The following is a 13,495-nucleotide window of genomic DNA, read 5'->3' as shown; positions in this document are numbered from 1 at the left end:
TATTTATGGAGGATAAAATAATGGCAGAAAAAAGACCGGTAAAAATTACGGAAACAATATTACGTGATGCTCATCAGTCATTAATCGCAACAAGAATGCCAACAGAAGAGATGCTTCCTATCATTGATACAATGGATAAGGTTGGATATTATTCAGTTGAGTGTTGGGGCGGTGCTACATTTGACGCATCACTTAGATTCTTAAAAGAAGATCCATGGGAAAGGCTTAGAAAGTTAAGAGATGGATTTAAAAACACTAAATTACAGATGTTATTCAGAGGACAGAATATTTTAGGATACAGTCATTACTCAGATGATGTAGTTGAATATTTTGTTCAGAAATCTATTGCAAACGGTATTGATATAATTAGAATATTCGATTGCTTAAATGATCTTAGAAACCTTGAAACTGCAGTTAAAGCTGCAAATAAAGAAAAAGGTCATGCACAGATAGCTCTTTCTTATACATTAGGAGATGCTTATACTCTTGACTACTGGAAAGAAACAGCTAAAAGAATTGAAGATATGGGTGCAAACTCATTATGTATTAAGGATATGGCCGGACTTCTTACACCTTATAAGGCAACAGAATTAGTTCAGGCATTAAGAGAAGGAACAGATATTCCTATCGACCTTCATACACATTACACATCAGGTGTAGCTTCAATGACATACTTAAAGGCTGTAGAAGCAGGATGTGATATCATCGATACAGCTATTTCACCATTCTCAATGGGAACAGCTCAGCCTGCTACAGAAGTTATGGTTGAAACATTTAAGGGTACAGAATATGACACAGGATTAGATCAGAAATTATTAAAAGAAGTTGCTGATTACTTTAAGCCATATAGAGAAGAGTGCCTTGCAAACGGATTATTAAATCCAAAGGTAATGGGTGTTAATATTAACACATTAATTTATCAGGTACCTGGTGGTATGTTATCTAACTTAGTTTCACAGTTGGATGAAATGGGTGCTTCAGATAAATTTGATCAGGTGCTTGAAGAAGTTCCTAGAGTACGTAAAGACTTTGGTGAACCACCTCTTGTTACACCATCTAGCCAGATTGTAGGTACACAGGCTGTTCTTAATGTCGTTATGGGAGAAAGATACAAGATGATTAACCAGCAGGCAAAAGATCTTCTTGCAGGTAAATATGGTCAGACTGTAAAACCATTTGATAAAGAAGTACAGAAAAAGGCAATTGGTGATGAAGAACCAATTACATGCAGACCGGCTGATTTACTTGAGCCTTCACTTGATAAGTTCGAAAAAGAATGTGCTCAGTGGAAACAGCAGGATGAAGACGTATTAACATACGCTTTATTCCCACAGGTTGCAAAAGAATTCTTTGAATACAGAGAAGCTCAGCAGACAAAGGTTGATCCATCTGTAGCAGACAAAGAAAACGGAGCATATCCGGTATAAATATAATTTGTGCAGAAGAGAGGCAGTTATTCTGCCTCTCTTTATAAGTTAAGGAGACTTATGAGTAAAGTAATGATAATTGGTGGTGGCGCTGCCGGAATGATGGCTGCTATTGCTGCTGCATATAACGGAAATGATGTAACGTTATTTGAAAAAAATGAAAAATTAGGCAAAAAAATCTTTATAACCGGAAAAGGAAGATGTAATGTAACAAATGCATCAGACATAGAGAATCATTTTAAAAATATTATAAATAATTCGAAATTTTTATATAGTGCATACAGTACTTTTGATAGTGAAGCAGTAATGAATTTGATTGAAAGTGCCGGAATAAAACTTAAAATAGAAAGGGGAAACAGGGTTTTTCCTGAAAGCGATAAATCGTCAGATATTATATACGCATTGAACAAGTTAATGAAAGATGCAGGTGTAAAGATAAGATTAAACACTGAAGTTAAATCTGTCGAAAAAAATGACAATAAAATTAAAATTGAATTAAATAATAAAAAATATGAAATTGCAGATAAATGTATAATTGCTACCGGTGGCTTATCATATAAGACAACAGGAAGTACCGGAGATGGATATAAATTTGCAAAAAAATTTGGACATACTATTATAGAAACGCATCCGTCATTAGTTCCGTTTAATATAACTGAGGGTTATTGTAGGGAATTGCAGGGATTAGCTTTGAAAAATGTTAAAGTTTCAGTATATAATAATGATAAAATGTATTTCTCGGATCAGGGAGAAATGTTATTTACTCATTTTGGAGTAAGTGGACCACTTATTTTAAGTGCGAGTTGCTACATAGCAGATAAAATAAATCCTCAAAATTGTGAAATCGTAATTGATTTGAAACCGGCGCTAGATAACGACACATTAGACAAAAGAATATTAAAAGATTTTAAAGAGAACATTAATAGAAATTTGAATAATTCATTAGATAAACTGTTGCCTAAAAAATTGATTCCGATTATTATTGATAATGCAAATATCGATCCGTACAAAAAAGTACATGAAATTACAAAGGAAGAAAGAGAAAGACTGGTTAATGCAATAAAAGAGATGACTCTTCATGTAAATGGTCTTAGAGATTATAATGAGGCTATAATTACAAAAGGCGGTATATCCGTCAATGAAATTAATCCAAAAACAATGGAGTCAAAAAAAGAACCGGGAATATATTTTGTTGGTGAAGTTTTAGACTTAGATGCAATGACAGGCGGATACAATTTGCAAATTGCGTGGTCTACAGGATATTTAGCCGGAAATAGCATATGTGATTGGTAACGTGAATATAATATGGTATTTGCCATTTGAAATAAAGAAAAGAAAGGCGGCTTAAAGCCGGGTGAAGAAAGATGTACAATATAGCAATTGATGGACCAGCAGGAGCTGGAAAAAGCACAATAGCAAAAATAGTTGCTAAGGAATTAGGTTTTATTTATGTTGATACAGGGGCAATGTATAGAACAATAGCTTTGGCATGTTTTAGAGCAGGAATTAAAGCAGATGAATCTGAAAAAGTAATTGCAAAACTTGATGATATTGAAGTTACATTAGGATATGATAACGGAACACAGAAAGTATATTTGAATGGAGAAGATGTTAGTTTAGAAATAAGACGCGAAGAGATTGGCAATATGACATCTGCTATAGCAGTATATGAAAAAGTAAGAGAAAACATGGTTGAAATGCAGAGAGAGCTTGCTGCAAAAAATGATGTTGTTATGGATGGAAGAGATATTGGAACGGCAGTTTTACCGAATGCAGATTTAAAAATTTATCTTACTGCAAGTTCAAGAACAAGAGCAGAAAGACGATGCAAAGAACTTGTTGAAAAAGGTGTAAATTGTGATATTGATACAGTAGAAAAAGATATAATTGATAGAGACTATAGAGATATGCATAGAGAAATTTCCCCACTTACTCAGGCTGAGGATGCTGTTTTGGTAGACTCTTCAAACATGTCAATTGATGAAGTAGTGAAAGAAATTATTAAATTAAAAAATGAGAGGTAGCAATGAAAGTAACTGTTGCTAAAAATGCAGGATTTTGCTTTGGAGTAGAAAGAGCTGTAAACAGAGCATATGAAGAAGCAAGTAAGAGTGATAAACCTATATATACTTATGGCCCGATTATCCATAATGAACAGGTTGTTGAGGACTTGGAACAAAAAGGTATAAAAGTTGTGAATTCATTAGAAGAACTGTCAAAAAAAGAAATTGGGACAGTAATTATACGTTCACATGGAGTATCTAAAGATGTATATACGAAAATAGAAGAAATGGGAATGAATATTATAGATGTTACATGTCCATTTGTTAAAAAAATTCATAAAATTGTTGAGAAAGAAAGCTCAAATGGCAAAATTATAGTTATTGTTGGAAATGATATACATCCTGAGGTAGAAGGCATAAAAGGATGGGTTAATGGAAAAAGTTATGTAGTTAATTCTGAAGAAGACATAAATAAATTAAATATTCCACTAGATAAAGAAATATGTATAGTTAGTCAGACGACATTTAATTACAATAAATTTCAATATTTAGTTGAAATTATAGAAAAAAAAGGTTATTATATAAATGTTGTGAATACAATATGTAATGCGACTCACTTAAGACAAGTTGAGGCCAGAAAGGTCTCTTCAAGTGTTGATGCCATGATTGTTATTGGCGGAAAGCACAGCTCGAACACACAGAAACTATATGAAATATGCAAAAATGAGTGCAAAAACACTTATTATATACAGACTGTAGAAGATCTGGACTTGTGTGAATTAAAAACAATAGAGTCTATAGGTATTACAGCGGGGGCTTCCACCCCAAACAATATAATAGAGGAGGTTCATACTATATGTCAGAAATGAGTTTTGAACAAATGTTGGAAGAATCATTAAAAACAATTCATACAGGAGAGATCGTTGAAGGTACTGTTATCAGCGTTAAAGAGGACGAAGCAGTTCTCAATATCGGATACAAGTCAGATGGAATTCTTACACGTAACGAGTATTCAAATAACCCAACAGACTTAACAACTGTAATTTCTGTAGGTGATGTAATGACAGTTAAAGTACTTAAGGTTAATGATGGTGAAGGTCAGGTTGCAGTTACTTATAAGAGACTTGCAGCTGAAAAAGTAAACAAGAAATTAGAAGAAGCTTTTGAAAATAAGGAAGTTCTTAAGGCTCCTGTAGTTCAGGTTTTAAGCGGTGGTTTAAATGTTGCTGTTGAAGAATCAAGAGTATTCATTCCTGCAAGCTTAGTATCTGATACTTTTGAAAGAGATTTAACAAAATATGAAGGACAGGAAATTGAATTTGTTATTATCGAGTTCAATCCTAAGAAGAGAAGAATTATTGGTGACAGAAAACAGCTTATCGTAGCTGAAAAGAAAGCAGCAAAAGATGCTTTATTCGCTAAGATTGAAGTTGGAATGACTGTTGAAGGTGTTGTAAAGAATGTAACTGATTTTGGTGCATTTGTTGATATAGGTGGAGCTGACGGCTTATTACATATCTCTGAAATGTCATGGGGACGTGTTGGTAATCCAAGAAAGCTTTTCAAAGTAGGCGATAAGGTTACAACATTCATTAAAGAAATTAATGGCGATAAGATTGCATTAAGTCTTAAATTTGAAAACACAAATCCATGGGCTAATGCTGAAGAAAAATATGCAGTAGGAGCAATTGTTACAGGTAAAGTTGCAAGAATGACAGACTTTGGTGCATTCGTTGAACTTGAACCAGGTGTAGATGCACTTCTTCATGTATCTCAGATTGCTAAGCAGCATGTTGAAAAACCATCTGATGTTTTAAAGATTGGTGAAGAAATCGAAGCTAAGATTGTTGACTTTGATGAAGAAAACAAGAAAATCAGCTTAAGCATTAAGGCTTTACTTCCAGATGATGATGAAGTTGTAGCTGATGAAGCAGAAGATACAGTTGAAGAATAATTTATAAATAATATATAAGAAAAAAGGGTAGGTTTTCCTACTCTTTTTTCTTTCTTACTCAGTTGTAGTAAATATGTAACAAATGCTTAACAAAATAAAAAGAAAAATTTATTTGCAAAAAGCTATGAACGGTATTATTATAATAGAGGTTTAAGAAAGATATAAGATTTTGGCTTTGGAGATGATATGAGAGTAATTGCGGGAAAAGCAAGAAGATTGCAATTGAAAACAATTGAAGGAATGAATACAAGACCAACACAGGATAGAACAAAAGAAACGATGTTTAATGTAATAAATAATTGCGTTCCAGGATGTTATTTCTTAGACTTGTTTAGTGGAAGTGGTGGAATTGGAATTGAAGCTGCAAGCAGAGGAGCAAAAAAATGTGTTTTGGTAGAAAATAACAGGCGGGCATACGATTGTATAATGTATAATTTAAAATATACAAAACTTGAAGATGTTTCGAAGGTTATGTTTACAACAGTAGAAAGTGCTATAAAACAATTAGATAATGTCGGTGAACATTTTGATATTGTATTTATGGATCCACCATATAATCATTTGTTTGAAAAAGATGTATTGAATTATCTTAAAGAGTCCAACTTAATTTCGAATGAAAGCATTATTATTGTAGAAGCTTCTAATGAAACAGAGTTTGATTATTTAGAAGACATGGGTTATAAAATAATTAAAGAAAAGGTGTATAAAACAAATAAACATGTTTTTATACAATTGTGTGGTGAATAGTATGGTAAGAGCAATTTATCCGGGAAGTTTTGATCCTGTTACATATGGACATTTAGACGTAATTAAAAGAGCATCTAAAATAGTAGACGAGTTAATTGTCGGAGTATTGAATAATAAATCAAAAACGCCGTTGTTTTCTGTAGAAAATCGTGTTAAAATGTTAAATGATGCTGTATCGGACTTGCCAAATGTTAAGGTTATGTCATTTGAGGGTCTGTTGGTTGACTTCGCAAAAAAAGTTGATGCACAACTAATCGTAAGAGGTTTACGTGCGGTTACAGATTTTGAATATGAACTTCAGATGTCGCAGACGAACAGTGTTTTAAATAATGAAGTAGATACAATATTTTTTACAACAAGTTTGGAGTATGCGTATCTTAGCTCGAGTACAGTTAAGGAAGCTGCATATTTCGGAGCAGATATTAGTAAATTTGTTCCACCAAATGTCGTAATAGAAGTAAAGAATAAATTAATGAAAAATAAAGGAGATAGATAAGATGAGCAAGATTGAACAAATCATTACAGAAATTGAAGAATATATTGATGGATGTAAATTTAAGCCATTGTCTTCATCAGTAATTATGGTTAACAAAGATGAAATAGATGAAATGTTAGCTGAATTAAGACTTAGAACACCTGATGAAATTAAAAAATATCAGAAGATAATTGCAAATAAAGATGCTATTTTAAATGACGCTAAAGAAAGAGCTGAAAATATGGTTGCTGAAGCAACAGCACATATTAATCAGTTAGTTAGCGAGCATGAAATTATGCAACAGGCATATAAAGAAGCTAATTCAATAATTGAAAGTGCTCAGAAACAGGCACAGGAAATGTTGGATTCTGCTACAAATGAAGCTAATTCTGTAAGAATGAATGCAATGCAGTACACAGATGATATCTTAAATAATGTTCAGGGAATTCTTACAACAGGCATGAATAATTTCCAGAATATTCAGGATACAATGATGAATGCATTAAATGGTTCATTAGATGTTGTTGTTGAAAGCAGAAGAGAATTAAGTGGTGAAGAACCTGAACCACAGGCTCCTGAAGTTGCAGATGACGTTGATGATTATACAGTTGATTTAGATAAATAATATAATAAAAATGTAAAAAAACAGGCAATGTTTTCGCTATCAAAGCGATAATTTGCCTGCTTTTTAATAAGTAAAAATTCTTTAAGACAAGGAAGAGAGAAAACTAAGATTTTTATGATTAATATAAAAATTTATTTGAATCTATAAATTACATTGTTAAATAAATACTATCTGTTAAAAATAAAGTGCTTAAATTGATTTATAGTAAACTTATTATGAAATTAAAAATGGTTTTGTAATTGAAATATATATAAAACAATATACAAAATATTAAAAGTGATTCAATTTTTCCGATAATATAATATTTTATGTATGATTTACTAGGAAGAAAAGATATGGATTGAATAAAAATGCATATTCCACCTGTAATAGAAAAAATACATAAGGTAAATAATTTGTGTATAGTTGAAAGCGATAATTGACTTACATATTTTGAACCGGATATTATTTCCATAAACGAAGTAATAATATTTAATGGTATATTATTGTTGCTTATAAAAATAGAAAGCCATGCATTTATAGTTGTGAATATGATTATGTACATTCCAATTTTAATTAAAGATGAAACCGTGTTGTTTAGCACTGAAATGGATGAATTATTGTCAGTATTACATATGTTGACTTGTTGTTTGCTAAAAAATAAATGAGAATTAATTATACCTGTAATTATAGGTGGCAAAAAAATAAACATTATAACTATTGAATTTTTAAAATAAGAATCGAGGCAAAGATATGATACGTAGTTAATTACATAAGAAATGCTTGGGTTATTACAGAATGTTAATAGTTTTTTTGCCTCGTCTTCGGAAATTAGATTGTTTTTTAATCCTTCGAATATTGTTTTACACCCTAAAGGATATCCACTTAAAAATCCACATATTATAATAAATGAACTAAATTGGCTTGCCTTAAAAAAGTGTTTTAATATTGGATAAAAGAATTTGGAAATAATATTACATAGTTTTTTTTTTTATAAGAATGTTGATGATTAAAATAAACGGCAGCAACGAAGGAATCATTGAGTATAATACAAGATTGATGCCTGTTTTCACGCCTAAGATAGTTTCTTTTGGAAGTAGAATGATAAATAAGATACAAAGCAGACAACAAATTAATTCAAAATATTTTACAAAGCTTTTTTTCATTTTTTTATTTATTATATAGTTTAAAGGAATGAAATAGAACTTGAAATATATATAAAAATACAATAGAATGTACAAAGAAGATTTCAAAAGAAGAGGATTGCTATGAAATTTAGTTCTATAGCCAGTGGCAGCAAGGGAAATTGTCTTTTGTATGAAAATAACGATGTAAAATTACTTGTAGATGCTGGGATAAGTAAAAAAAGAATTGAAGAAGGTATGAGTGAATGCGGAAGCAGTTTAGAAGAAGTGAATGGTATACTTATAACACATGAACATTCTGACCATATTTCCGGATTAGGCGTTGTATCGAGAAAATATCATATTCCAATATATGCTACAAAAGGAACCATATCAAAGATACTTGAAGACAGTAAGGTTGGAACGATTGATAGGAATTTGTTTAATGAAATTGAAGAAAATAAAGATTTTTATATGGGAAGTACATTAGTTACTCCATTTTCTATATCGCATGATGCGACACAACCGGTTGCATACAGATTTGATTCTGATGGAAAATCAATGGCCGTGGCGACAGATATGGGGATGTATGATGATTACATAATTGGTAATTTAAAAGGACTTGATGCAGTATTAATTGAATCAAATCATGATATTAATATGTTACAGATAGGTCCTTATCCATATGCACTTAAAAGACGTATATGGGGAAATAAAGGTCATTTATCAAATGAGACATGTGGCAATTTGTTAAATGAAATTATATCTGACAGACTTAAGAAAGTAATTCTTGGTCATTTAAGTAAAGAAAATAATTTGCCTGAATTGGCATATGAAACAATCAGAAATGAAATAAATATGGCTGATGGTAATTATTGTGCTGATGATATCAGTATACAGGTGGCAAGTAGAACTGAACCTTCTTGCCATATTGAATTTTAATTTAGGAGGCATAAAATGAAAAAAACTATTATTACTGTTGTGGGAAAAGATACAGTAGGTATTATTGCAAAGGTATGTACATATTTAGCAGATAATTCTGTAAATATTCTTGACATTTCACAGACAATTGTACAGGATTATTTTAATATGATGATGATTGTAGATTGTAATAATGCCAGCCAGCCTGCAGATAAACTTGCAGATGATCTTGAAAAAATAGGTGATGATATTGGCGTTTCAATAAAGATGCAGCACGAAGACATTTTTAATAGTATGCATAGAATTTAATGGAGGAATCATGATTAATTTATTTGAAGTAAAAGAAACTAACAAAATGATTGAAAATTACAATCTTGATGTAAGAACAATCACTATGGGAATCAGTTTGTTAGATTGTATTAGTGATGATTTAGAGACATTAAATAATAATATATATAACAAAATTAAAAAATATACATCAGATTTAGTAAAAACAGGTGATGACATTGCAAAGGAATTTGGAATTCCTATTGTAAATAAAAGAATTTCAGTTACTCCTATTTCATTGATTGGTGGTAGCGCATGTAAAACTCCTGATGATTTTGTTACAATTGCAAAAACACTTGATAAAGTAGCAAAGGAAGTTGGAGTTAACTTTTTAGGTGGATATTCAGCTTTGGTATCTAAAGGTATGACACCGGCAGAAGAAAATTTGATTCGTTCAATTCCTAAAGCACTAGCAGAGACAGAAAGGGTATGCAGTTCAGTTAATGTTGGCTCTACAAAAACAGGAATTAATATGGATGCTGTCAGACTTATGGGTGAAATTGTTCTTGAAACTGCAGAATATACAAAAGAACAGGATTCTCTTGGTTGTGCAAAATTAGTTGTATTTTGTAATGCACCGGATGATAATCCATTTATGGCTGGAGCATTTCATGGTGTTACAGAAGCTGATGCCATAATTAATGTCGGTGTAAGTGGACCTGGTGTTGTAAGACATGCATTAAAGAAAGTTCGTGGAGCAGACTTTGAAGTATTATGCGATACAATTAAAAAGACTGCTTTTAAAGTAACAAGAGTGGGTCAGTTAGTTGCAGAAGAAGCTTCTAAGAGACTCAATGTACCATTTGGTATTGTTGATTTGTCTTTAGCCCCTACACCTGCGATTGGTGATAGTGTAGCTGATATATTAGAAGAAATTGGATTGCAAAGAGCCGGAGCTCCGGGAACAACTGCAGCATTAGCATTATTAAATGATCAGGTTAAAAAAGGTGGCGTTATGGCATCTTCATATGTCGGTGGTTTAAGTGGTGCGTTTATCCCTGTAAGTGAAGACCAGGGAATGATTGACGCAGTAAAAGAAGGAGCACTTTCAATAGAAAAATTAGAGGCTATGACATGCGTATGTTCAGTTGGTTTAGATATGATTGCAATACCCGGGGATACAAAATCAACTACAATTGCCGGAATTATCGCTGATGAATCAGCAATCGGAATGATTAACCAGAAAACGACAGCTGTAAGAGTTATTCCTGTAATTGGAAAGGGTGTTGGTGAAATGGTAGAATTTGGTGGATTATTAGGATATGCACCTATTATGCCGGTTAGCCAGTTCTCTTGTGATGCTTTTGTAAACAGAACAGGAAGAATTCCAGCACCAATTCATAGTTTTAAAAACTAAATTAATTCTAATATATTGCGTTAGCGTTATTATATTATAAAAAAACTTCCCTAAATATCGTTATTTGATGTTTAGGGAAGTTTTTTATACCGTTTCATAAAAATATAAAGGTTCTAAACTTTGCTCTAATTAAAGCCTAGAACTATGTTTTTTAGAAACTAAATAATTATAATTTTATAATTAAATTCTGTTGGCATATATTTTCCGGATTTATTCATATAAACTAATCTGTAAATTGAATCACAATAAAGCCAATTATCTAAAAGCTTTTTAATATCTCCTGTTGATGTTTTGTAATAGATTGATAATTTTGAAATTATATCGACATTACTGTTTTCTTTGATATGTTTAAGTATATCTGAAGAGGATTTCTTAAATCCTAATAATCGACCAACCGGTAAATAGCCAATTCTTTTATAAAAATCTATATCTTCTGAATGAATATTAAGCATAATATGCATTAATGTCCTTGATATTCTTGAGTAAGTATAGTTCTTACTTTGTAATTTTTCTATAAATGATTCAAAACTGTAAAAGTTTGCTCTTTCATTTAGTATTCTGTTTGATAAATCTGTATTTATATCGTTGAATTTATCAAATGAATCATTATTTAAGAGTGTAAGTCCTAACATACTCGAAAAATCATTTAATGTAATCAAAGAGTTTTGCTCTTTTTCATTTAATAAAGATGAAAATGCAACCTTTGGAAGGTGATTTGCAATAGAGTCTAAAGCTACATCATTTGTAAAAGCTTCTCTGATTCCACTCGCTGAAGCAAATGAGCTGTTAAGTGATGTTGAATTGTAACCTGAGCCTTCTCTGTTAATTCCAACAGGCACTATTGGAGAATTTAACTCGATTAAAGCCTTTATATATTCAATTGCTAATATATTGTTAGGTTTTGATAAAACGTCTGCTATGTTCGAATTGACATCGATTGACATTAGATAATCAGTTAATGCTTTTTGTCTTGCAACAGGGTAATTATTTCCACTTTTTAAATGCAAAGCTAAAGATGCTTTGTATTCATCCGGTTCATCATGTAATATTGATGCAATCGACTTTAGTAAGTCAAGATTGTTGTCTTCACATCCAAAGCATAAATAATTGATACAATTTAAATTATGGAGAAAATATACACTCGCTTTAGCGAAAGTTTCAGCACTAGCAGTAGAAAATACAGGGGGTAATTCAAAAACACAGTCACAACCATTTTCTAATGCATGTAAAGTGCGGTCGTATTTGTTTATTATTGCAGGACAGCCACGTTGAACGAAATTTCCGCTCATTATTACAATTACACGATCAGCTCCGGTGAATTCTTTTGCTTTTTTTATTAAATATGCGTGCCCATTGTGAAATGGATTAAATTCAGCAATTATGCCTATAGTTTTCATATAATTTATTCCTTCTAACTTAATTTATTAAATATTTTATCACTGTTTTATTTAATATGTAAACTGTTAAATAAATTATACTAAAAATTGAATGTTCTGTTGTGAAAATTAGCCATATACGTTATAATGTTAGAAGTTTACAAAAAGGAGAAAATAGATGGATTTTATTGAGTCAGTGAAAGAAAAAGCAAAAAATAATAAAAAGACAATTATTTTGCCAGAAGGTATGGACAAAAGAACGTATAAGGCTGCAGAGCAGATATTAAAAGAGGGGTTTGCAGATTTAATTATTTTAGCAACACCGGAAGAAGTTGAAGAAAACAGTGACGGTGCTGACGTATCAAAAGCAACTATTATTAATCCGAGAACTTGCGAAAAAACACCCGAATATGTAGAAGGGTTTTTTCAGTTGAGAAAAGCAAAAGGAATGACAAGAGAACAGGCATTGGGTATTTTGACATCTGATTATATGTTCTTTGCGTGTATGATGTTAAAATGCGGAGATGGAGATGGCGTTGTTTCAGGAGCATGCCATTCCTCAGCTAATACATTAAGACCTGCTTTACAGATTATAAAAAGTAAACCTGGCACAAAATTAGTGTCAGCTTTCTTTGTTATGTGCGTGCCTAATAAAGAATTAGGAGCAAATGGTGTATTTGTAATGGGTGATTGTGGTTTGAATCAGAATCCAACATCAGCAGAATTAGCAGATATAGCAGCAAGCAGTGCTGAGTCATTTGAATATTTAGTAGGTGAAAAGGCAAGAGTTGCAATGCTTTCTCATTCAACATATGGAAGTGCAGCTCACCCTGATGTTGATAAGGTTGTAGAAGCTACAAAGATTGCAAAGAAAGAATATCCTCAATTTTTAATAGATGGAGAATTGCAGACTGATGCAGCTGTAGTACCTGAAGTAGCAGCGTTGAAAGCACCGGATAGTGAAGTCGCCGGAAGAGCAAATGTTTTAGTATTCCCTGATTTAGATGCAGGAAATATTGGATATAAATTAGTTCAGAGATTAGGACAGGCAGAAGCTTATGGACCATTGTGCCAGGGTATAGCAAAACCTATAAATGACCTTTCAAGAGGCTGTAGTGCAAAAGATATTGTAGGTGTTGTTGCAATCACGGCGGTTCAGGCAGGACAGGAATAGGAGGAA

General features: G+C 31.9%; 13 protein-coding genes. 12 read left to right on the top strand and 1 reads right to left on the bottom strand.

Annotated features, from left to right (window positions below):
* The first annotated feature begins 20 nt into the window (after positions 1–20).
* The 11 genes from DWW96_RS04955 to DWW96_RS04905 all read left to right on the top strand — a co-directional run bounded on the left by DWW96_RS04955 (position 21) and on the right by DWW96_RS04905 (position 10,939).
* Complete coding sequence (locus DWW96_RS04955) at positions 21–1,427, top strand: oxaloacetate decarboxylase subunit alpha (RefSeq protein WP_022088371.1); 1,407 nt, start codon at positions 21–23, stop codon at positions 1,425–1,427.
* 60 nt (positions 1,428–1,487) lie between these two features.
* On the top strand, positions 1,488–2,720 hold the full coding sequence (locus DWW96_RS04950; protein ID WP_117909486.1) for an NAD(P)/FAD-dependent oxidoreductase: 1,233 nt from the start codon (positions 1,488–1,490) through the stop codon (positions 2,718–2,720).
* Between the two features lie 71 nt (positions 2,721–2,791).
* On the top strand, positions 2,792–3,451 hold the full coding sequence (gene cmk / locus DWW96_RS04945) for a (d)CMP kinase (RefSeq protein ID WP_117909484.1): 660 nt from the start codon (positions 2,792–2,794) through the stop codon (positions 3,449–3,451).
* A 2-nt stretch (positions 3,452–3,453) separates the two neighbouring features.
* Entirely contained in the window at positions 3,454–4,299 is an 846-nt protein-coding gene (ispH, locus tag DWW96_RS04940) for a 4-hydroxy-3-methylbut-2-enyl diphosphate reductase (RefSeq protein WP_117909482.1), read from the top strand.
* The gene (gene rpsA / locus DWW96_RS04935; protein ID WP_117909480.1) at positions 4,287–5,384 is read left to right on the top strand and encodes a 30S ribosomal protein S1; all 1,098 of its coding nucleotides are present in this window, start codon (positions 4,287–4,289) and stop codon (positions 5,382–5,384) included. The genes ispH and rpsA overlap by 13 nt, the downstream gene beginning before the upstream one ends.
* 186 nt (positions 5,385–5,570) lie before the next feature.
* Positions 5,571–6,131, top strand: a complete 561-nt coding sequence (gene rsmD / locus DWW96_RS04930; protein ID WP_117909478.1) for a 16S rRNA (guanine(966)-N(2))-methyltransferase RsmD — start codon at positions 5,571–5,573, stop codon at positions 6,129–6,131.
* A 1-nt stretch (position 6,132) separates the two neighbouring features.
* The gene (gene coaD, locus DWW96_RS04925) at positions 6,133–6,627 is read left to right on the top strand and encodes a pantetheine-phosphate adenylyltransferase (RefSeq protein ID WP_117909476.1); all 495 of its coding nucleotides are present in this window, start codon (positions 6,133–6,135) and stop codon (positions 6,625–6,627) included.
* 1 nt (position 6,628) lies between these two features.
* The gene (locus DWW96_RS04920) at positions 6,629–7,231 is read left to right on the top strand and encodes a hypothetical protein (protein WP_022088378.1); all 603 of its coding nucleotides are present in this window, start codon (positions 6,629–6,631) and stop codon (positions 7,229–7,231) included.
* 1,247 nt (positions 7,232–8,478) lie between these two features.
* A complete protein-coding gene (locus DWW96_RS04915) occupies positions 8,479–9,276 on the top strand; it encodes an MBL fold metallo-hydrolase (protein WP_117909474.1) in 798 nt (265 codons plus the stop codon).
* Between the two features lie 15 nt (positions 9,277–9,291).
* Complete coding sequence (locus tag DWW96_RS04910) at positions 9,292–9,564, top strand: ACT domain-containing protein (protein WP_022088381.1); 273 nt, start codon at positions 9,292–9,294, stop codon at positions 9,562–9,564.
* A 10-nt stretch (positions 9,565–9,574) separates the two neighbouring features.
* Positions 9,575–10,939, top strand: coding sequence for a PFL family protein (locus DWW96_RS04905; protein ID WP_022088382.1), 1,365 nt, complete (start codon positions 9,575–9,577; stop codon positions 10,937–10,939).
* A gap of 158 nt (positions 10,940–11,097) precedes the next feature.
* On the opposite strand, the gene DWW96_RS04900 is transcribed toward DWW96_RS04905, so the two are convergent.
* Positions 11,098–12,336 (bottom strand): nucleotidyltransferase, encoded by a 1,239-nt coding sequence (locus tag DWW96_RS04900; RefSeq protein WP_117909472.1) that lies wholly within the window; start codon positions 12,334–12,336, stop codon positions 11,098–11,100.
* A 157-nt stretch (positions 12,337–12,493) separates the two neighbouring features.
* Between DWW96_RS04900 and pta the strand changes: the two genes are divergently transcribed.
* Positions 12,494–13,489 carry a phosphate acetyltransferase gene (gene pta / locus DWW96_RS04895; RefSeq protein WP_117909470.1) on the top strand — a complete coding sequence of 332 codons (996 nt, stop codon included), beginning with the start codon at positions 12,494–12,496 and terminating at the stop codon, positions 13,487–13,489.
* Positions 13,490–13,495 lie beyond the last annotated feature (6 nt).

The organism is Eubacterium sp. AF17-7 (assembly GCF_003461285.1).
Taxonomy (GTDB): Bacteria; Bacillota; Clostridia; order Lachnospirales; family Lachnospiraceae; genus Eubacterium_U; species Eubacterium_U album.
Note: the sequence above shows the minus strand (reverse complement) of the source record. Positions and strands in the feature narration are given on the sequence as shown.

Coding starts and splice junctions, on each gene's coding strand:
- DWW96_RS04955 (WP_022088371.1), top strand. CDS start 21: ATGGCAGAAAAAAGACCGGTAAAAATTACGGAAACAATATTACGTGAT.
- DWW96_RS04950 (WP_117909486.1), top strand. CDS start 1,488: ATGAGTAAAGTAATGATAATTGGTGGTGGCGCTGCCGGAATGATGGCT.
- cmk (WP_117909484.1), top strand. CDS start 2,792: ATGTACAATATAGCAATTGATGGACCAGCAGGAGCTGGAAAAAGCACA.
- ispH (WP_117909482.1), top strand. CDS start 3,454: ATGAAAGTAACTGTTGCTAAAAATGCAGGATTTTGCTTTGGAGTAGAA.
- rpsA (WP_117909480.1), top strand. CDS start 4,287: ATGTCAGAAATGAGTTTTGAACAAATGTTGGAAGAATCATTAAAAACA.
- rsmD (WP_117909478.1), top strand. CDS start 5,571: ATGAGAGTAATTGCGGGAAAAGCAAGAAGATTGCAATTGAAAACAATT.
- coaD (WP_117909476.1), top strand. CDS start 6,133: ATGGTAAGAGCAATTTATCCGGGAAGTTTTGATCCTGTTACATATGGA.
- DWW96_RS04920 (WP_022088378.1), top strand. CDS start 6,629: ATGAGCAAGATTGAACAAATCATTACAGAAATTGAAGAATATATTGAT.
- DWW96_RS04915 (WP_117909474.1), top strand. CDS start 8,479: ATGAAATTTAGTTCTATAGCCAGTGGCAGCAAGGGAAATTGTCTTTTG.
- DWW96_RS04910 (WP_022088381.1), top strand. CDS start 9,292: ATGAAAAAAACTATTATTACTGTTGTGGGAAAAGATACAGTAGGTATT.
- DWW96_RS04905 (WP_022088382.1), top strand. CDS start 9,575: ATGATTAATTTATTTGAAGTAAAAGAAACTAACAAAATGATTGAAAAT.
- DWW96_RS04900 (WP_117909472.1), bottom strand. CDS start 12,336: ATGAAAACTATAGGCATAATTGCTGAATTTAATCCATTTCACAATGGG.
- pta (WP_117909470.1), top strand. CDS start 12,494: ATGGATTTTATTGAGTCAGTGAAAGAAAAAGCAAAAAATAATAAAAAG.